The organism is Cupriavidus sp. SS-3 (assembly GCF_035818815.1).
Taxonomy (GTDB): domain Bacteria; phylum Pseudomonadota; class Gammaproteobacteria; order Burkholderiales; family Burkholderiaceae; genus Cupriavidus; species Cupriavidus taiwanensis_C.
In genome coordinates this window covers 35,191-54,346 of the sequence record NZ_JAYLVT010000022.1, presented here as the reverse complement: position 1 = coordinate 54,346, position 19,156 = coordinate 35,191, and the positions used below count along the sequence as shown (strand labels likewise).

20 protein-coding genes are annotated in these 19,156 nt (G+C 68.2%); 10 read left to right on the top strand and 10 right to left on the bottom strand.

Annotation, left to right across the window (positions count from 1 at the left end):
* Positions 1 to 207 precede the first annotated feature (207 nt).
* A complete protein-coding gene (locus tag U9J39_RS25490; RefSeq protein ID WP_115683013.1) occupies positions 208 to 633 on the top strand; it encodes a hypothetical protein in 426 nt (141 codons plus the stop codon).
* A gap of 51 nt (positions 634 to 684) precedes the next feature.
* Here U9J39_RS25490 and U9J39_RS25485 read toward each other — a convergent pair whose 3' ends face one another.
* The 4 genes from U9J39_RS25485 to cls form a co-directional block, all read right to left on the bottom strand.
* Entirely contained in the window at positions 685 to 867 is a 183-nt protein-coding gene (locus tag U9J39_RS25485; protein ID WP_116314376.1) for a hypothetical protein, read from the bottom strand.
* Positions 868 to 944: 77 nt separating this feature from the next.
* Positions 945 to 1,265, bottom strand: coding sequence for a hypothetical protein (locus U9J39_RS25480; protein WP_115683014.1), 321 nt, complete (start codon positions 1,263 to 1,265; stop codon positions 945 to 947).
* 332 nt (positions 1,266 to 1,597) lie between these two features.
* Positions 1,598 to 2,242, bottom strand: coding sequence for a TetR/AcrR family transcriptional regulator (locus U9J39_RS25475; protein WP_115683015.1), 645 nt, complete (start codon positions 2,240 to 2,242; stop codon positions 1,598 to 1,600).
* 114 nt (positions 2,243 to 2,356) lie between these two features.
* Entirely contained in the window at positions 2,357 to 3,793 is a 1,437-nt protein-coding gene (cls, locus tag U9J39_RS25470; protein WP_116314375.1) for a cardiolipin synthase, read from the bottom strand.
* Between the two features lie 433 nt (positions 3,794 to 4,226).
* On the opposite strand from cls, the gene U9J39_RS25465 reads away from it, so the two are divergent.
* The gene (locus U9J39_RS25465) at positions 4,227 to 4,982 is read left to right on the top strand and encodes a response regulator transcription factor (RefSeq protein WP_115713324.1); all 756 of its coding nucleotides are present in this window, start codon (positions 4,227 to 4,229) and stop codon (positions 4,980 to 4,982) included.
* Positions 4,983 to 4,988: 6 nt separating this feature from the next.
* On the opposite strand, the gene U9J39_RS25460 is transcribed toward U9J39_RS25465, so the two are convergent.
* Positions 4,989 to 6,839: an EAL domain-containing protein gene (locus tag U9J39_RS25460; RefSeq protein ID WP_116314374.1), complete on the bottom strand. Its 1,851-nt coding sequence runs from the start codon at positions 6,837 to 6,839 to the stop codon at positions 4,989 to 4,991.
* A gap of 243 nt (positions 6,840 to 7,082) precedes the next feature.
* On the opposite strand from U9J39_RS25460, the gene U9J39_RS25455 reads away from it, so the two are divergent.
* From U9J39_RS25455 to U9J39_RS25445, 3 genes are all read left to right on the top strand, one after another.
* The gene (locus tag U9J39_RS25455) at positions 7,083 to 8,708 is read left to right on the top strand and encodes a methyl-accepting chemotaxis protein (RefSeq protein WP_116314373.1); all 1,626 of its coding nucleotides are present in this window, start codon (positions 7,083 to 7,085) and stop codon (positions 8,706 to 8,708) included.
* Between the two features lie 185 nt (positions 8,709 to 8,893).
* On the top strand, positions 8,894 to 9,490 hold the full coding sequence (locus tag U9J39_RS25450) for an HAD domain-containing protein (protein WP_115713327.1): 597 nt from the start codon (positions 8,894 to 8,896) through the stop codon (positions 9,488 to 9,490).
* A gap of 181 nt (positions 9,491 to 9,671) precedes the next feature.
* Positions 9,672 to 10,040 carry a 5-carboxymethyl-2-hydroxymuconate Delta-isomerase gene (locus U9J39_RS25445; RefSeq protein ID WP_026163988.1) on the top strand — a complete coding sequence of 123 codons (369 nt, stop codon included), beginning with the start codon at positions 9,672 to 9,674 and terminating at the stop codon, positions 10,038 to 10,040.
* A gap of 246 nt (positions 10,041 to 10,286) precedes the next feature.
* Here U9J39_RS25445 and U9J39_RS25440 read toward each other — a convergent pair whose 3' ends face one another.
* The gene (locus U9J39_RS25440) at positions 10,287 to 10,745 is read right to left on the bottom strand and encodes an HU family DNA-binding protein (RefSeq protein WP_026163989.1); all 459 of its coding nucleotides are present in this window, start codon (positions 10,743 to 10,745) and stop codon (positions 10,287 to 10,289) included.
* A gap of 485 nt (positions 10,746 to 11,230) precedes the next feature.
* On the bottom strand, positions 11,231 to 11,728 hold the full coding sequence (locus U9J39_RS25435; protein WP_116314371.1) for an Mpo1 family 2-hydroxy fatty acid dioxygenase: 498 nt from the start codon (positions 11,726 to 11,728) through the stop codon (positions 11,231 to 11,233).
* 201 nt (positions 11,729 to 11,929) lie between these two features.
* Here U9J39_RS25435 and U9J39_RS25430 point away from each other — a divergent pair, with 201 nt between their 5' ends.
* The 5 genes from U9J39_RS25430 to U9J39_RS25410 all read left to right on the top strand — a co-directional run bounded on the left by U9J39_RS25430 (position 11,930) and on the right by U9J39_RS25410 (position 17,267).
* Entirely contained in the window at positions 11,930 to 12,631 is a 702-nt protein-coding gene (locus U9J39_RS25430; protein WP_439897370.1) for a Crp/Fnr family transcriptional regulator, read from the top strand.
* A 27-nt stretch (positions 12,632 to 12,658) separates the two neighbouring features.
* A complete protein-coding gene (locus U9J39_RS25425; RefSeq protein ID WP_116314370.1) occupies positions 12,659 to 13,525 on the top strand; it encodes an arylamine N-acetyltransferase family protein in 867 nt (288 codons plus the stop codon).
* A 238-nt stretch (positions 13,526 to 13,763) separates the two neighbouring features.
* Positions 13,764 to 14,528, top strand: coding sequence for an SDR family oxidoreductase (locus tag U9J39_RS25420; RefSeq protein WP_116314369.1), 765 nt, complete (start codon positions 13,764 to 13,766; stop codon positions 14,526 to 14,528).
* 97 nt (positions 14,529 to 14,625) lie between these two features.
* On the top strand, positions 14,626 to 16,374 hold the full coding sequence (locus U9J39_RS25415; RefSeq protein WP_116314368.1) for a class I adenylate-forming enzyme family protein: 1,749 nt from the start codon (positions 14,626 to 14,628) through the stop codon (positions 16,372 to 16,374).
* Positions 16,375 to 16,424: 50 nt separating this feature from the next.
* On the top strand, positions 16,425 to 17,267 hold the full coding sequence (locus U9J39_RS25410; protein WP_368666737.1) for a phosphatase PAP2 family protein: 843 nt from the start codon (positions 16,425 to 16,427) through the stop codon (positions 17,265 to 17,267).
* 22 nt (positions 17,268 to 17,289) lie between these two features.
* Here U9J39_RS25410 and U9J39_RS25405 read toward each other — a convergent pair whose 3' ends face one another.
* From U9J39_RS25405 to U9J39_RS25395, 3 genes are all read right to left on the bottom strand, one after another.
* On the bottom strand, positions 17,290 to 17,772 hold the full coding sequence (locus tag U9J39_RS25405; RefSeq protein WP_116314785.1) for a CreA family protein: 483 nt from the start codon (positions 17,770 to 17,772) through the stop codon (positions 17,290 to 17,292).
* Positions 17,773 to 17,793: 21 nt separating this feature from the next.
* Positions 17,794 to 18,279 (bottom strand): acyl-CoA thioesterase, encoded by a 486-nt coding sequence (locus U9J39_RS25400; protein WP_012355963.1) that lies wholly within the window; start codon positions 18,277 to 18,279, stop codon positions 17,794 to 17,796.
* Between the two features lie 179 nt (positions 18,280 to 18,458).
* A complete protein-coding gene (locus U9J39_RS25395; protein WP_010814166.1) occupies positions 18,459 to 18,740 on the bottom strand; it encodes an HU family DNA-binding protein in 282 nt (93 codons plus the stop codon).
* Between the last annotated feature and the right edge of the window lie 416 nt (positions 18,741 to 19,156).

The window sequence follows — 19,156 nt, the reverse complement described above, 5'->3', positions numbered from 1 at the left end:
CGGCGCAAATACGGGTATTTCGCTAGCCGGCGCCTCTGGCTCGCCCCGCGGGGCCTGCCTATACTGGCAGGCGCGCGGGACAGTGCCGGCACAGGCCGGACGCCGCGCACGGAACATCCGGCAGACAGTCACCGCCGCGCAAGCGCTGGCGGTACAGGCCCGCGACGACGCGCCGCTGCCCGGACCCGATCAAGTGGAAACGCGGAGATGGGCATGCCCAACGAACAATTCCTCGCCACGCAGGAAACGCGCCGCTCGGGGCTGAAGGCCCTGCGCGCGGCCCTGCTGCAGGTTCACAAGGAAGTCATCGGCTATGACCGGGCCCAGTACGAACGCCTGAACGGTCCGATTCCGGCCGGCCTGTTTGTCCAGCTGGTGACTGAAGACAACTACTTCCGCTGGCTCGACCCGCTGTCGCGCCTGATCATCGAGATCGACGAAGAGCTCGAGGCCAAGGAACACCACGACGACACCTGCCGTGCCGTCGGTCGCGCCGCCGAAAAACTCTTCAGCGACGGTGCCGACCCCTCATTCCGCAAACGCTACCAGGAAGCGCTGCAGGATGAGTCAGGCGTCATCGTCGCGCACGGGCGGCTGATGTCCGTCATCGGGCAACTGCGCCAGTTGCCCTAGCGCGCCCGTGCGTCCGGACGCATTGGTCCGGATGCCTTGTTTCTCCGCGCTTTACTTGCCCGGCTTCGACTTGCCGGGCCGGTGCGGCACGTCGGTGTCGACCGCGACCGGGTCGCTGGCGGGGAAGGTATCCTTCAGCGCCTCATCGAGTTCGCGCTCGATCAGTTCGTCACGGGATGGCTGCTGCGCTGGCTTCGTCGGTTGGGGCTGGTGCTTCTGTGCGGGCTTGCTCATGGCGATATGGCTCCGTTGGCGACCGTGAACCGATGGTAACCCTGGCGGCCCGGCATTGCCATGCGGTCGCCCACCGCTCAGTGGCCTCTGCCGCCACCTCCTCTGCCACCCCCGCGCCCGCCGCCATGCCAGCCACCCCGCCCGTGGTGGCCATGGCCATGCCAGTGATGGCCGCGTCCGCCGCCGCCATAGATGAAGGCGAAGCTGCCATAGGCCGGCCATGGACGGTAATACGGATAGCCATATGCCGGATAGGCGGGATAGGCCGGGTAGGTCTGGTAGTACGGCGTCGACACCGAGTAGGCGGGATAGGCCGGATACGGGTCGCCGGCATACGGGTACGCCACGCACCCGGCCAGCGCGGTCGCGACGAGGATCACTCCGATTCCGTATTGCATGATGCTCCTCCCACGGTCGGCGCTCAGCCTGCCAGAGCTGGCAGGCACGCAAGTTAGACCGCGCGGCCGGCCCTGCATTCCGGTGAACCGAACCTGCCCGACGCCCCCCGGCCAAGCCATGGCCGTGCGGGTGCCTATATCGGGACAAAACAAAGACATATTTAAGAAGTGTCCGATATTCAGATGAGAATCAACGGAATACATTGTTCCTGCACCCGACCCTGGGTGCCCGACAGAGCCAGGTTGCCCCCCTTCCTGGCTCCTTACGTTGCCACGATGGTCCCCGCCATCGTGGCATTTTTTTGTGCAGCGATTTATGCCGCAATTTCGGGCTACAGGCCCTTCTCGACCATCTCGAGCACGCGCTGCCCCAGGATCTCCGCCTGCTCGCTGGCGCGGCTGCGCAGCGGGCCGTCGATCAGCAGGATCGCCAGCCCGTGCACGGCCGACCACGCCAGGTATTCGGCGCCCGGGCGGCGCTCGGCGGGCAGCACCCCCGCCTCCACCAGCTGGTCCAGCGCCGCGCCCAGCAGCTGGAAAGGGTTCAGGCCGCTGTTGCCGGCCTTGGCCGGGTCGGCGTCGTCTTCCACTTCATCCGGCACCGAGAACGCCGTGCGGAACAGGCCGGTTTCCGTGAGGGCAAAACGGAGGTAGCCCGTGCCGACCGCGCGCAGGCAGGCGCGCGCATGCGCGGCGGCGCCACGGCCCGGGCGCAGCCCGCCGATTTCGGCTTCCATGGCGATCGCCAGCGCAGACAAGGCCGACGCGCGCACCGCCTGCAGCAGGTCTTGCCGGCTGGCGAAATGGCGGTACGCGGCATTGGGCACCACGCCGGCGCGGCGCGTCGCTTCGCGCAGCACGATGGCGTCGGGGCCGCCCTCGCGTGCCAGGTCGATGCCGGCGTCGAGCAGCGCGCGGCGCAGGTCGCCATGGCGATAGGTCGCCCGTGCGGGCGGTGCGGAGGCTTCCCGGTTCATGCCGGCCTCCCGGAAAACGAATGACAGTTCATGATGTGCAGAGTCTTATAGTGAACAGTGTACACAATCAAACTGTCACAAGCTTGTTGCATCGACGTTGGCAGGGGCCGCGGCTCAGAGAATCGGCGCGAACAGGGAGGCGACGTGCATCGCCACCCGCAGTGGCGCCGGTGCGGCGAGGAACTCGTCCAGCCCGACCCGGCGGGCCTGCGCGAAGTCGGCCTCGAGCATTGCCGCCACCTGCGCCGCAAAGCCCTGGTCGGCCGTCATCACCATCAGTTCGAAATTGAGCCGGAACGAGCGGTTGTCAAGGTTCGCGGTGCCGACGGCGGCGGCCTCGTCGTCGATCAGGATCACCTTCTGGTGCAGGAAGCCAGGTTGGTAGCGATAGATCTTGATGCCAGCGGCAATGGCCTTGTGGGCGTACAGCGTGGAGGCGGCATAGACCACCAGGTGGTCCGGCCGCGCCGGGATCAGGATGCGCACATCCACGCCGCGCAGCACCGCCAGCCGCAGCACTGCGAACACGGCCTCGTCCGGAACGAAATACGGCGACGTGATCCACAGCCGGTGGCGCGCCGACTGGATCGCCTCGACAAAGAACAGCGAGCAGGTTTCCTGCGCATCGGCCGGCCCCGACGGCACCACCTGGCAGGTCATGCTCCCGCCCGCCTCGGGCGGTGGCATCAGCAGATGCGGCACCTCGCGCGCGGCCCAGTACCAGTCTTCGGCAAACGCCATCTGCAAGTCCAGCACGGCGCTGCCGCGCAGCGCGATATGGGTGTCGCGCCAGGGCGCCAGCGGCGGACGCTGGCCCAGGTATTCGACCCCGACATTGTGGCCACCGATGAATGCTTCGCAGCCGTCCACGACCACCAGCTTGCGGTGGTTGCGGAAATTGAGCTGGAACCGGTTGACGAAACCGCGATGCGTGGAGAACGCCCTCGCCTCGACCCCGGCATCGAGCAGCGTGCGCACGTAGCGGCGCGACATGGCGTGGCAGCCGATGCGGTCGAACAGGAAGTACACCTTGACGCCAGCCTGCGCGCGCTCGCACATCAGCGCCTGCAGGCGCCGGCCGAGCGCATCGTCGTGGACGATGAAGAACTGCACGATCAGCACCTGCCGGGCGCGCTCCATCGCCGCGAAGATCGCCTCGAAGGTCTGCTCGCCGTCGATGAGCAGGCGCACATCGTTGTTGGCCAGGCAAGGCATGCCGGTCAGGCGCGGCAGCGCGCGCATGCAGGCCTGCACCGGCGCGTGGACCACGCAGGCGCTGCGCGCCTCGCGCTCGCGCGGGGTCATGCCGTGGCGGATTTCACGCAGCCGGTCGTCGTTGAAGCGGCGCGCGTCGACATAGCCGGCGAAGGTGCTGCGCCCGAAGATCAGGTAAGGCACCAGGGTGAAATACGGCATCATCAGCAGCGAGCCGGCCCAGGCAATCGCCCCCGGCGCGGTGCGCACCGTCATGACGGCATGCAGCGCGGCCACCACGCCTACGACGTGAAAGGCCAGCACGATGATGGCGATGACACTCGGGCTCTGCAGCATCGGTGGCTTGTGTCCGCTGACCGGGTCGCGATGCGCGCTATTTTGGCACAGCACGGTCCCGGATGTAGGCGCCCGGCTGTGCGCCGCCGGCCGGCGCTGCCTTCTTTTTTGGCACGCCGATGGCATCACGGTGCCAGGCCGCCGTCGGGGCAGCATGCCCCTGTTTGTCCACAGGAACTGTGGACAACTTTCCATAGCGCCGTCAGCTGCCGCAGCTCCACCATCGACTGCGCTTCTATCACGGCGAATCACGAATATCGGCAGGTATTTCAGCAATGTCTGATTGTTTTTCAGACCGCACTTTCAATACGCTTTCTGGCTAGGCAACGCGATGCCATCGAGGTGTCGTGGCCAGGGCTGTCCGACCGCGGCCCGGGCGCTCCTTGCCGGCTTTCGCCTGACGGTTCGTATCCTGCCCTGTGGTCCGCCTCCGATGAACATTGCGCTGCTCATGGGCTTTTCGCCCCAACTCCGTACCGTGGCCGAACTGCTGGAGGGCGCCGGCTTTCGTTGCCGCGTGTTCGAGACCGGCCGCGAGCTGATCCACCGCGTCAGCCAGGAGTTGTACGACATGCTGCTGATCGACGATGCCCTGCCCGACCTGCCGGCGCTGGAAGTGGTGCGCGCGGTGCGCAGCGCGCGCTCGCGCGATGTGCCGATCATCCTGCTGGCTGCCGACAACAGCGAAGACAAGCTGGTCGATGCGCTCGACGCGGGCGCCGACGACTACGTTTGCCGCCCGCTCAATGCGCGCGTGCTGATGGCGCGCATCACGGCATTGCGCCGGCGCGTGACCGGCGAGCGCGTGCGCCAGGGCCTGGTGGTGCAGGCCGGCCCCTACCAGCTCAACAGCATGGGGCGCTTCGCCACGCTGCACGGCGAGCGCATCGCCATGACGCCGAAGGAATTCGACCTGGCCATGATGCTGTTCTCGAACGTCGGCCGCGTGCTGGCTGCCGAGCGCATCCAGCAGGCAATCTGGCGGCATGAACTGCCGCCGCTGTCGCGGGCGCTGGCGGGCCTGATCTCGCGGCTGCGCAAGACCCTGCGCATCGGCGTGGCCAACGGCATCGTGATCACGGTGGTCTACGCGCATGGCTACCGGCTTGACGTGCTCGAAGAGAGCATCGCGCCCAGGCTGCCGAAGGCTGGAACCCGGACCACAGTGCCCGGACGCTCGGGCAACTGAGCCGCGCTACGCCGGCAGCGTCGCCGACAGCGCCAGGAAGTCGAGCACGGCCATGCCGTCGGCAGAGCGCTTGGCCTCGCGCTTGGCCGCTGCCGCCGCGGCGCCGATCTGCTGGCTGCCCAGGCGCTGCAAGCCGGCGACGCCCTCGCCGCTGACGCATACCACCCCCACCGCCATCGATACCGGAGGAAAGAACACCGGCCGCCCATGCCGGTCTTCGCCATGCATGCCGCCGGCGGCGCGGTCGGGCGGCGCATACATGGCGCGCGCGGCATCGTTGAAGCGCAGGATCGCGGCCCGCATGCGCTCGGCCCAGTCGGCGCTCTGGTATAGCACCAGGAAATCGTCGCCGCCCACGTGGCCCAGGAAGTCGCGGGCCGGGTCGCAAGCCTCGGCCAGGATCGCGGCCGCGCCCTTGAGCATCTCGTCGCCTTTCCAGTAGCCGTATTTGTCGTTGAACGGCTTGAAGTGGTTCAGGTCGACATAGCAGGCATGGAACTCACTGGCGGCCTCGATCAGGCGCTCGATATGCTGGTTCAGCGGGATATTGCCCGGCAGGAAGGTCAGCGGATTGGCGTAGCGCGCCGCTTCCATGCGCACCTCGGTGATAGCCCGGATCAGGTCGGCGCCGGTGCCCAGCCCGATATAGCGGCCCTGGTCGGTGATCACGAAACCGTCGGCGAGCGAGCGCGTGTTCTCGCCGGACAGGATCTGCGCCATGTCCTCCAGGCTGGCGCGCTGGTCGAAGCAGGCCGGATCGCGGTTGGCCATGGCGATGCAGGCCTTCTTGCCATAGAGTTCGCGGTGGAACGGCGCCGCGTAGCGGTCGATAAAGGCCTGGCGGCCGATGATGGCCAGCGGCCGCCCCTCGTCATTGACCACCGCCACCGCCTGCAGCTCGGGCTGGTCCTGGAAGGCACGCAGTACCGCATCGTTGCTGGCCGACGGCGATACCGTCGGCGCCGGCCGCAGCAGCCGTCCGGCGGTGATGCCGGACCAGCCCGAGCGCACCATCTGCGGAAACACGGCAATGCGGCGCGACGCCAGCGCCTGCCGTACATGCAGCGCTGCCTGCGCCGCCGGTTGCGCCACCGGCCGTCCCACGTAATAGCCCTGGGCGCCGGTCACGCCCAGGTCGCGCACCACGGCGAGTTCATCTTCGTCTTCAATGCCTTCGGCGATCACGCGCCCGCCAAAGGCACTCATCATGCGCAGCAGCGCGCGCAAGATCTCCAGCCGGCGCGAGCACGACGCGATGCCGCGCACCAGCGACTTGTCGATCTTGACGAAGTGCGGCGACAGGTGGGCAAGCAAGTCCAGGTTGGCGTGCCCGGTGCCGAAATCGTCGAGCGCGTACTGCATGCCGAGTTCGCGCAGCACCGACATGGCCACGCCAAAGCTGGCGGCGTCGCCGATCGGGGTCTGTTCGGTGACCTCGATCACCAGCCGCGACGGTGCGATGCCGGCTTCCAGCAGCGCCGCCATCAGCCGCCCCCGGTCCGCCAGCAGGTGGCGCAAGGTCTGCGGGCTGAAATTGAGGAAGAGCTTGCCGGGCAGCTCGAAGCCGCGCCAGGCGACCAGCGCGGTGCGCGCCGCTTCGACCTCCAGCGCGATGGTGGCGGGAACGCCCTGCGCCAGCCGGAACAGCGCGTCCGGTGCCGCCCACGGCGAGCCCACGGGCCCGCGGATCAGCGCTTCATAGCCGAGGATGGCGCCGCTGTCCGCCTGCACGATGGGCTGGAACACGGCGTGCAGCGGCGGCAGACGCGCCGGCGCAAGCGCGGACCCGCCCGGGACAACGCTGACAGCGTCGGGCGTGGGATCGTGCTGGGACGTGGCGACAGTCAGGCCATTCATAGGAAGCAAGCGGGGATGGTGCGGCAGCGGTCAGGGCGCAGCGCGGCCCACATTGCATGACATCCACATGACAGCACGATGACAGTCCAAATTGGAAGAATGTCACGTTGACGTCACGTTGATCGACGACGATCCGTGCGCCGCGGCGACTGTCCCATGCAGAGGACGGCACCAGCGGCGAATCGGGTCAAGCCCGGGCTGCACAGGCTGGTCACGCCGGCGCGCCCGTCTGGAGTCATCTCCGTGTTGCAAGTTTCCAAGACTTCCCTGCCCGGCCAGCGTCGGGCAGTTGCCCACGCGCGCTGGCTGGCGCGGCTGGGCCGCCTGCCTCTGGTGGCGCGCCTGTGCGCCGCCTTTGCCCTGGTCTACCTGTTCGGCGCCGCGGTCGGCCTGACCGGCATCGCCAACCTGGTCTCGATCAAGGCGCGCACCGATACCCTGTACCAGCACGACATGCACGGCGCGATCTCGGCGGAGCGGGCGCAATCGGCACTGGCCGGGCTCGGGCGAGCCCAGCTGGCGCTGACCATGGCCACCAGCAGCACCGAGCGCGACGGCGCCGCCGACGAGATCGCGGCGGCGCTGTCGCAGCTCGATGCGGCACTGGCCGGCGTGCAGCGGGCTGCCCCCGCCCAGGCGGCGCCACTGCTGCGCGAACGCCAGCGCGCCAGCGAGCTGGCCCAGGCGTACGTGGCGTTGCTGCGCAAGCAGCCGCTGGATCCGCTGCAGTTCGACAGCGCGGTCTCGGTCGACGGCCATTTCGTCACCGGGCAGCTGCAGCGGCTCAGCAGCCAGGTCGAGGCCGTACGCCGCCAGCAAGAGCAGCAGGCCGCCGCCACCGTTGCCAGCGTCGCCGCCAGCCAGCTGCGCGCGCAGGCCTGGATGGCGACCCTGCTCGGCGCCAGCCTGCTCGCGGCCGTCGCGCTGGCGTGGATTGCCGCGCGCAGCCTGCGCGCCGAACTGGGCGGCGAGCCGCGCGATGCCGCCGACATCGCCCGCCGCATTGCCGCCGGCGACCTGACCGCCCCGATCGCGCTGCGCCCGGCGGACCACAGCAGCATGCTGCACCATGTGGCCAGCATGCGCGACCAGCTGGCCGGCGTGCTGGCGCGGATCCAGGCCAGCGCCCACGAGATCACCGCGGCCAGCCAGCAGATCGCGGCTGGCAACCAGGCCCTGTCGGCACGCACCGAGCAGCAGGCCAGCGCGCTCGACGCCACTACCGACAGCATGCAGGCGCTGGCGGCACACGTCGCCGCCGCGCATGCGCAGGCCACCGAATCGAGCGAGATGGCCAGCGCCGCCCGCGCCGCCACCGACGACGGCGCGGCCGTGGTGCAGCGCATGCGCGGCGCCATGGAAGCCCTGCACGGCCATTCGCGCCATATTGCCGAGATTGTCGGCGTGATCGAAAGCATCGCGTTCCAGACCAATATCCTGGCGCTGAACGCCGCCGTGGAAGCGGCGCGTGCGGGCCCGGCGGGCCGCGGCTTTGCGGTGGTGGCGCAGGAAGTGCGCGCGCTGGCACAGCGCAGCGCCGATGCGGCGCGCGAGATCGGCGGCATTGTCGGCAATGCCACGCACGAGATCCAGCAAGGCGCCAGCCTGAGCGGCAGCGTGGTGGCGGCGATGGAACGCATTGCCGCCACGGTGGGCCACAGCCATGCGCTGGCCGAGGGCTTGCGCGCGCTCGCGGACGAGCAGGCCGACAGCGTGCAGGGCGCCGGGCAGGCGGCGGCGCAACTGCGCCAGACGGCCCGGCAGAATGCTGCGCTGGTCGATGAACTGGCGGGCCAGGCGGCGCGGCTCGACCAGCAGGCCGCGGCGCTGGCCAGCGACGTGGCGCGCTTTCGGTTCCAGCAGCCGTGACCGGGCAATCGCGGCAAAGATGTGTCGGGTCGAAACATTTGTCATGACGACGTAACCGGCATTTACGTCTTCCGCGACGAAGTTACAGATATGTTGCATCTGAACCAGCCCCGGTAACGTGACAGCCCGGTTGCGGCGAGTAACCTTGCTTCACACCAACTGAACTGGCACCCGCACAGGAAACCATGGCTGAACGACTCATCATGCTGGACGTACCCGGCGTCCTGTACTCCGACCGCTCCCGCGCCCGCCTCGGCGGCATTCCGGATTCGGGCACGCCGCGCGACGTCAGGTTCTTCGACCCGGTCGCGCTCGGCTTCGTGCGCAGGCTGTTCGGCGTGGCGGGCGCCCGTGTGGTGGTCTCCGATGCATGGCGCCGGGGCACCCCCGCCGCCATCCTGCAGCAGCTGGACCTGCAGGTCGAAGCCATGACGCCGCCGGTCGCGGGCGGCCACGGTGCCGAGATCGAAGCGTTTTTCGCCCAGGGCGCTCGCCCGGTCCATTACGTGATCCTGTCCTGTGCCCCGGCCGAGTCGATGCCCGAGGCGCTGCGCGAGCAGCTGGTCACGGTCGACCCCGCCGTGGGCCTGACCCTGGAAAATTTCCGCCAGGCGCTGGATATCCTGGGCGTCGCCTGTCCGTCGACGGTCATGCCGACGCCCAAGCTCGATGCCGGTCTCAAGGCCAAGCTGGCGCAACTGCAGCAGTTGGCACGGGACAACCCTGCCCGCTTCGGCAGCGCGCTGGCACCGGCGCGCGAAGTGACGGCCGTCCACGCCTGAGCCGACGCTGCCATGCAGTCCCCGCCGGGGCGCCCACGGGCGCCCCGTTTTGCGTCCGGCGATCCGGAATGGACCATATCAACGGCCCGGCTTCGGCGCTCTGGCGCATACCTGTCGCAGTGATCCCGTATCATGCTCGCTGTCGCCGGCCCCATGCCGGAGCTTTGTGCCAGGACTCGCCATGCCTCACCTCGTCATCGAACTGACCGAAAACACCCGCCTGAACTGCTCGCAGGAAGAACTGCTGGATGAGGCCAATGCCGCCCTGCTGGCTTCCGGCCAGTTCCAGGAGGCGGATATCAAGTCGCGCTGCATCACGCTGTCGACCTACCGCCAGGGCATCGATGCCGTCGAGCGGGCCTTTGTCCATGCGCGCCTGTCGATCCTGGACGGGCGCGATACCGCCGTGCGCCAGGCCCTGGCGCAGGCCGTCTGCGATGTGATTGCCGAGGCCGTGCGCTCGGGCGGCGGCACCGGCCAGAACGTGCAGGTGTCAGTGGAAGTCTGCGAGATGGCGCGCGCCACCTACGCCAAGCAATTGGTGGCCTGATCCGCCGCGCCGTCGGGCGGCCGCCCAATAAAAAACCCGCGGCCGTTGCGGCCGCGGGCGGAAGCTTCAGGAAGACTCCGGAAGCTCTGTCATGGGGAGCGCCCCCGCACCCATGACGTAGTGGATTCTAGGTGGCGGACATGGCCACCGATTTGACCTGGATTAAACGCTGCCGGATTGGTCCCGGCACCCATAAAAAAAGGAGCCGGCAAGCGGCTCCTTTTCTTTCTGGACAACTGGCGCAGATCAGGCTGCGGCGTCCTTCAGCTTCTTCAGCGGACGGACCTTGACCTTGACGCTGGCCGGCTTGGCCGGGAACCAGCGCTCTTCACCGGTGAACGGGTCCTTGCCGAAGCGCTTCTTCTTGGCCGGCACTTGCTGCGCCGTGACCTTCAGCAGGCCGGGCAGCGTGAACTCGCCAGCGCCCTTCTTGTTCAGCGCGCCGACGATGGTGTTTTCCAGGTGGGCCAGCACCGTCTTCACGGTCTTGGCTTCCAGTTCCGTCTGGGCTACCAGGTGAGCGACCAGGCTCGACTTGTTGAAGGTGTCCTTCAGCGGGCGCGCAACGGGCGCAGCGGCGGGAGCGGCCTTCTTGGCCGGCGTGGCCTTCTTGGCGGCAGCCTTCACGGGTGCCTTGGTTGCCGCAGCCTTCTTGGCGGCGGGCTTGGTTGCAGTCTTCGCGGTCGGTTTCGCTTTGGTCGCCATATCGATATTCGTAAGTTGAACAGATGGATGCCGGCAGGTGTTATGCATTGCTACTGAGCGTTGCGCAATCGCCTGATCGACGCCCACTGAATCATAGCGGAAAGTGCCGTAAGTCAAGGGGTTTTCATGCATGCGACACGCAAAACCCGCCGAAAACCCCGGGTTTTGTCGCGGCTTTGCCTCAGTGCAAGCGCGAAAGCGGCCTACGTCCCCCCGTTTTGGCGTGCGCGGCCGCGGCGCGTAGCCTCGCACGCAATGCCGCGCGCGCGTCTGCACGCTACCGTTCGCGTTCGCGTGGAGCGTTCCGTTCAGCAGCAGTCCGGCGAAATCCTGCCGTTGTCGCGCACCCTCGAGACGGTCTCGCGCCAGTACACCGGCGACGTCATCGGGGTCGGCATGCCCGCGCCGGAACTGCAGTGCGGCCCGGTGCGAATGAATCCCCGCGCTGGCACGGTCGTCTGCGGCTGCCGGCGGGGCAAGCCTGATCAGTGCGAGCGGGCGGCCATGGCATCGCGCGTATCGCGCGCCAGGCCCAGCGCAAAGGCCGTCTCGGCAACCAGGAACAGCGGGCCGATCAGCAGCCCGACCAGGTCGTCGACGAAGGCCGGCTTGCGCCCTTCGTAATAGTGGCCGATGAACTGGATCATCCAACCTACCACGAACAGGCCGACGCCGAGGGCGAGCCACCAGCTCGTCGGCATCGCGGCGATATGCGCGCCAGCGTAGAGGAACACCGCGAGGATCAGCGCCATGGCCACGCCGAAGGCCAGCGACAGGCGCAGGTAAAACAGGCACGACAGGATATACAGCAGCATGGCCGGCGTCAGCACGGCGCTGCCATCGCCCAGTGCCAGCGCCGGCCGCGCCAGCAGCGTGGTCACGGCCAGCACGATCATCGGGATGCCGATGAAATGCGTGAAGACGTTGCGCGGATCGCGATGGTAGGCGGCGTAGTTGGCGAGATGTTCGATCAGGGTTTTCACGGGGCGTCTCCTGGACTGCGCTGTGGTGCGCGCGCGGCGGGCGCGAGGTGGATTTATAGTAATGGGCGCGCACCGGCCGGTCTGTCAGGTTTTTGACATTCCGCCAGGTGCCCGGACATGGAGACCGGCATGCGGCTGGCGCGCCCGCCACACCCCGCTCTGCTCGCCCCAAACGACTTCAAGATGCAGCCTCCAGACACAATGTCGAGTCCGATGTTGCCATGCAGCGACCCGCTCGCCGCGGTGCGCGCGGGCGCGTGGTTCAGCCAGTTGCCGCCGGCGCTGCGGCAGGCGCTGCTGGACGACGGCAGCCTGCGCCGGCTGGTCGCCGGCGAGACCCTGTTTGCGCGCGGCGACCGCTTCGATGGCCTGTATTGTGTCGCCAGCGGCACCATGCAGATCCATGCCAGCGGGGAATCGGGCAAGGCCGCGGTGCTGGGCCTGCTCGAACCCGGCACCTGGTTCGGCGAGATCTGCCTGTTCGATGGCCTGCCGCGCACCCATGACGCGCGCGCGGCCTCCGTCGCCACGCTGTGGCATGTGCCGCGCGCCGCCCTGGCGCAGCGTCTGGCGCAGCAGCCGGCATGGTGGCAGGCATTCGGGCAACTGCTGGCGGCCAAGACCCGCGAGGCCTTCCACTACGTCGAGGAAGCGCAACTGCTGCCGCCGCCGGCACGCGTCGCGCGCCGGCTGGCGGCAATCGCGCATGGCTACGGCAACCTGCCGGACGGCAGTGCCACGCGGCGCGTGCGCATTGCGCAAGAACAGCTGGCGCAGATGCTGGGCCTGTCGCGCCAGACCGTGAACCACGCGCTGCGCGAACTGGAGGCGCACGGCCTGCTGCGCCTTCAATATGGCGGCATCGAACTGCTCGACCTGCCCGCGCTGGAAACGCTCAACTGACCGCACCGTACCGGAGCCCCATACACCATGACTATCCTGAACGCCGCCCAACTGGACGCCTGGCTGGCGCGCCTCGGCATCGCCGCGCCACCCTCGCCGACGCTGCAAGCGCTGGACGCGGTGCTGGCCGCGCACCTGGCCAGCATTCCGTTCGAGAACGTCGACCCGCTGCTGCGCCGCCCGGTGCGCATCGACCTCGACGCCGTATTCGACAAGCTGGTCACGCGCCGGCGCGGCGGCTACTGCTTTGAACTCAATACGCTGCTCAGCGCCGGGCTGGGTGCGCTGGGCTACGAGGTCACGCCGCTGGCCGCGCGCGTGCGCTGGGGCGTGCCGGACGACGTGCCGACCATGACCTCGCACATGCTGCTGCGGGTGGAGGTAGCCCATCGCAGCTATCTGGTCGATGTGGGCTTCGGCGGCCCCACGCCGTTCCGTGCGATGCCGCTGTCCGAACCGGCCGACGATGGCTTTCCCTACCGGCTTGCGCCCTCGCCGGCGCAAGCCGGCACCAGCGCATTCCACAGCTACGACCTGCAGGCACGCGGCGATGCGGGCTGGATCCCGGTCTACCGGTTCGACCTGACGCCGCAGGCGCCGATCGATTTCGAGGCACGCAACTGGTATGTCTCGACGCACCCGGACAGCGTCTTCCTGCAGCGCCTGATGGCCGCGCGCACCGATGGCGGCACGCGCGTGACGCTGGCCAACGGCGAACTGGCCGAGCGCGCCCCGGACGGCAGCGTGCGCCGCGTTCACCTGCAGCATGCCGACGCCGTGGTGCAAACCCTGTCCGAGCGCTTCGGCATCGTGCTGGACGACGCGCTGCACCAGGGCCTGATGGCGGCGCTGCCTGGCTTGCTGGCGCCTGCGACGGCATCCGCCGGGGGCTGAATCGCAGCGGCTGCGCACTGCAGCATCGGGCTCCATGCACCGCGCGCATTGCCGGCAGAAAGAATGCTGATAAGGCCTGTAACCGCCACCCGGCGCTGTGGACGCGGCCATGGCCGCGCCACATAATGTCCCGGCGATGCTGCCTGCGGGCGCGTCCGCAGGACCACAGCGCGGCACCCCGCCGCCAGCACAAGCCGGCCAGCATCGCTGACGCCGGCGCAGCCATACAGGAGACTCCATGTCATTGTTCGATCTGACGGGCAAGGTTGCCATCGTCACGGGCTCTTCGCGCGGCATCGGCCGCGCCATCGCCGAGCAGATGGCCGTACAGGGCGCCAAGGTCGTGATTTCCTCGCGCAAGGCCGAGGCCTGCCAGGAAGTGGTGGATGCCATCAACGCCCGCCATGGCGCCGGCACCGCGATCGCAGTCCCGGCCAACATCTCTTCGAAGGACGACCTGCAGCGCCTGGTCGACGAGACCAACCGCGCCTTCGGCAAGATCGACGTGCTGGTCTGCAATGCCGCCTCCAACCCGTACTACGGGCCGATGAGCGGCGTCACCGACGACCAGTTCCGCAAGGTGCTGGACAACAACGTCATCTCCAACCACTGGCTGATCCAGATGGTGGCGCCGCAGATGATCGACCGCAAGGATGGCTCGATCATCATCGTGTCGTCGATCGGTGGCCTGCGCGGCTCGCCCACCATCGGGGTTTACAACATTTCCAAGGCCGCCGACTTCCAGCTGGCGCGCAACCTCGCGGTCGAGTTCGGGCCGCACAACGTGCGCGTGAACTGCATCGCGCCGGGGCTGATCAAGACCGACTTCGCGCGCGCGCTGTGGGAAGATCCCGAGCGCTACAAGCAGTCCACCCAGGGCGCCCCGCTGCGCCGCATCGGCGAGCCCATCGAGATCGCCGGCGCGGCCGTGTTCCTGGCCTCCGCGGCCAGCACCTTCATGACCGGCCAGGCCATGGTGGTGGACGGCGGCGTGACCATCTGAGCCTCAGACACGAGCGTTGCCAGGCGGCTGGCGCTGATTGCGCTGGCCGCTTTCCTGCATTTCCCCCAACCTGCAGTGCAGTTCCGGGAGGCAGTCCATGTCGAGCAATCCGCAGTCGGCCGGCACCTGGCCGGTCATGTCGCTGGCCGAGGCTCACGCCCGCCTGACCGCGCCGGGCGCGCCATTCGAAACCGAAACCCGCGTGATCCGCGGGATCCCCACCACGGTCTGGAAGAACGCGCCGCCCACGCTGCGCGAGCTGCTGCTGGCCACGCGCGCGTTTGCCGAACGCACCTTCGTGGTGTACGAGGACGAGCGCGTCTCCTACGATGCGTTCCTGCGCGCCGCCATCGCCATGGCCCACACGCTGGTGCGCGACGGCGTGCGCAAGGGCGACCGCGTGGCGCTGGCCATGCGCAACCTGCCCGAATGGCCGGTGGCGTTCTACGGCGCGCTGCTGACCGGCGCCATCGTGACCCCGCTCAATGCGTGGTGGACCGGCCAGGAGCTGGAATATGGCCTGGCCGATTCCGGCAGCCGCATTGCCATCGTCGATGCCGAGCGGCTCGACCGTATCCTCGAACACCTGCCGGGTTGCCCGGCGCTGGAACGCATCTACGTCTCGCGCGCGGGCACTGCGCCGGCCGAGCCGCGCGTGACGGCGCTGGAAAGCGTGATCGGCCCTTCGGCGAACTGGGCGACTCTGCCGGAGCAGACGCCGCCCGCGGTCGACATCGACCCCGACGACGACGCCACCATCTTCTACACCTCGGGCACCACCGGCAAGCCGAAGGGCGCGCTCGGCACGCATCGCAATTCCACCTCGGTGGCGGTGGCCGGCGGCTTCAGTCCGCTGCGCAACCTGCTGCGCCGGGGCGAGCCGATCCCGGCGCCGGATCCGGCCGCGCCGCAGAAATCGATGCTGCTGGCGGTGCCGTTCTTCCACGTCACCGGCTGCATGGCGGTGCTCAACGGCGCCATCGCCACCGGCGGCAAGATCGTGCTGCTGCACCGCTGGGACGCGCTGCGCGGCATGGAACTGATCGAGCGCGAGCGCTGCACCGCGGCCGGCGGCGTCCCCACTATCGCCTGGCAGATCCTCGAGCATCCCGAGCGCGGCCGCTTCGACCTGTCGTCGCTGGAGAACATCAACTACGGCGGCGCGCCCGCTTCGCCCGAGCTGGTCCGGCGTATCCGCGAGGTCTTCCCCATGGCCGCGCCGGGCATAGGCTGGGGCATGACAGAAACCTCGTCGACCTTCACCAGCCACAGTGCCGAAGAGTACGTGATGCGCCCGGACAGCAGCGGCCCGGCGTTGCCGATCGGCGAGATGAAGGTGGTGGACGGCCGCGGCCAGGCGCTGCCGCCCGGCGAAACCGGCGAGCTGATGGCGCGCGGCGCCAATGTCGTGCGCGGCTACTGGAACAAGCCCGAGGCCACCGCCCAGACCTTTGTCGACGGCTGGCTGCGCACCGGCGACATTGCCCGGCTGGATGATGAGGGCTACGTCTACATCGTCGACCGGATGAAGGACATGCTGATCCGCGGCGGCGAGAACATCTACTGCATCGAAGTGGAAAGCGCGCTGTACGAGCATCCCGCGGTCATGGATGCGTCGGTGGTCGGGCTGCCGCACCGGACCCTGGGCGAGGAGCCGGCCGCCGTGGTCAGCCTGAAGCCGGGCATGCAGGCGAGCGAAGCCGAGCTGCAGGATTTCGTGCGCGCGCGGCTGGCAGCGTTCAAAGTGCCGGTGCGTATCCTGATTTACCACGAGATGCTGCCACGCAATGCCAATGGCAAGATCATGAAATCGAACCTGCGCAAGCTGTTCGACGCCGCCGCTTAAGCCAGGGCAGCGCGACCGCATCGATCCGATTCCTCACCAGGAAAAACAAATTGACGGACCAAGCCAAGCCGGATTCCTCCCTCTTCCACCCCATGCGGATGCTGGGCGCGGCAGCGCTCGCCGCGCTGCTGGCCGGCTGCGCCGCCGGTGGCACCAACCTGGCCGCCGTGCCGGAGCTGCGGCCCGGCGTTCCGGCCGGCTACCTCGCCGCCGATGCGCGTCCCGACAGCCTGAAGCTGCTGCCCGCGCCGCCGGCGCAGGGTTCGGCCGCGCTGGCGCTGGACGAGGACGCCGCGCGCCAGGCCGGTCCGCTGCGCGGTTCGCCACGCTGGCAACTGGCGTCCGACGATGCCGTGCTGACGTTCCCGCAGGCCGCCAGCACCTTTTCATGCGCGCTGGGCGTGCCCGTCGGCGAGAAGGACACGCCTTACCTGAACATGCTGCTGCGCCGCAGCCTGGTCGATGCCGGCCTGTCCACGTACAAGGCCAAGGATCATTACAAGCGCACCCGCCCGTTCGTGGCCACCAAGACCCCGATGTGCACGCAGGCCGAAGCCGCCAAGCTGGAGAAGGATGGTTCCTACCCGTCCGGCCACAGCGCCATCGGCTGGGCCTGGGCGCTGATCCTGACCGAGATCGAGCCGGCGCGCGCCAATGAGCTGCTGGCGCGCGGCCAGGCCTTCGGGCAAAGCCGCGTGGTCTGCAACGTGCACTGGCAGAGCGATGTCAACGCTGGCCGCACCATGGCGGCGGCCACGGTGGCACGGCTGCATGCCGATCCCACCTTCCGTGCCGACCTCGAACGGGCACGCAGTGAGGTGGCTGCCGCACGCGCCGCGGGTGCGCGGCCATCGCGCGATTGCCAGGCGGAGACCGCGGCGCTGGCCCGTTGATGACGGGCCAGCGCCGGTGCGCTTATTTCACCGGAATCACCGTGCCGGCCGGAACCGGCACGGCGGTCACGCTGTTCTGCGGGCTGCCGCTGACGATGCGGTCCGAATACGTCAGGTAGACCAGCGTATTGCGCTTGCGGTCGACCGCGCGCACCACGTGCAGCGCCTTGAACAGGATCGACATGCGCTCGGAGAACACATTGTCCTGCTGCTTGATCGGCGCCTTGAAGCCGATCGGCCCCACCTGCCGGCAGGCGATCGAGGCCTCGGGCGGGTCTTCGGCCATGCCGAGCTGGCCCTTGATGCCGCCGGTGCGGGCGCGCGACACGTAGCAGGTGACGCCGTCCACCTGCGGGTCGTCATAGGCTTCGATCACGACCTTGTCGGAGCCGGTCATGCGGAAATTGGTGCTGACGCTGCCGATCTCCTCGGCACTGGCCCCCGTGGCGGCGCTGGCGCAGGCGGCGACAAGCAGGAGGCGAACGAGTGGATGTTGGGACTTCATGGCTGTATCGCGCATCGGCACTCAGTTCACCGACGACTTGATGTCGCCGTGGCGCTTTTCCATTTCCTGGCGCAGCGCGCGACGCTGCTGCGCGGCGGCAAAGCGCTGGCGCTCGACCTCGTCGCGCGGCTCCAGCGGCGGCACCTCGGCGGGGGTGCCGTTGTCGTCCACTGCCACCATGGTGAAATAGCAGCTGTTGGTATGGCGCACCAGCTTGCTGCGGATGTTCTCGGTCACCACCTTGATGCCGATCTCCATCGAGCTGCGGCCGGTGTAGTTGACCGATGCCAGGAAGGTCACCAGCTCGCCCACGTGGATGGGCTGGCGGAACACCACCTGGTCCACCGACAGCGTGACCACGTAGCGGCCGGCGTAGCGGCTGGCGCAGGCATACGCCACCATGTCCAGGTACTTGAGGATGGTGCCGCCGTGGACGTTGCCGGAGAAGTTGGCCATGTCCGGCGTCATCAGCACGGTCATGGAAAGCTGGTGGGACAGGTCATTCATGATGCGGGTTACGAAGATTGCGGGGGCGGGATTGCCGGCTGCGGGCGCCGGCAGTTTAACCCGGATCGCCGCGCCGTTGCCCGCGGCATGGTGCCGAGTGCCGGCCGCTGCCCCGCCAGGCCCGGCGCACAAAAAAAGCGGCCTGCCAGGCCGCTTCTTTCGCTATGGACGCAAACTGCTTACTTTTTCTTGTTCACGGCGTCCTTGAAACCCTGGCCTGCCGAGAACTTGACCGTCTTGGCGGCCGGAATCTTGATGGTTTCGCCGGTGCGCGGATTGCGGCCGGTACGGGCAGCGCGCTTGCCGGCGCTGAAGCTGCCAAAACCCACCAGCGTTACAGAATCGCCCTTTGCCACTGCCTTCTTGATACTGTCCAGCGCTGCGTTGAGCGCACGCTCGGCGGCGGCATTGCTCAATTCTGCTTCCGCGGCGATGGCCGATACCAGTTCACCTTTATTCATGGCTGATTTCCCTTGTTGGTCGTCGTCACCGATGTGCATGCCTCGCGGCAGGCCATCGATCGGCGCAGTCTAATCTGCCCTTCGCGCGTTGAGCAATCCCCAGTGGCACCAATGCGACAAAAAAACCCGCAAATCCTTGCTTGAGGCCGGTTAGCGGGCAATTTCCAATGCTGTTCGCGCTTGCCAGGCACCGGTTTTTGCCGGGCCCGGGCGGCCGCCTGGAATTGCACCCCCAAAACTAGCCAGCATAGGACAGATTCCCCTAAATGGGGCGACGCACCACAACGGGTCGCGCGTTGCCCCCTTGGCCGCTCCATTCTGGCGCAGCCCGGTCCAGCCACTGGCAACAGGCCGGCGTCGCCTTGCCCACGGGATGGACCGCGTGCGGCATGCCGGTGCGGTTTCTTACCCTGCAC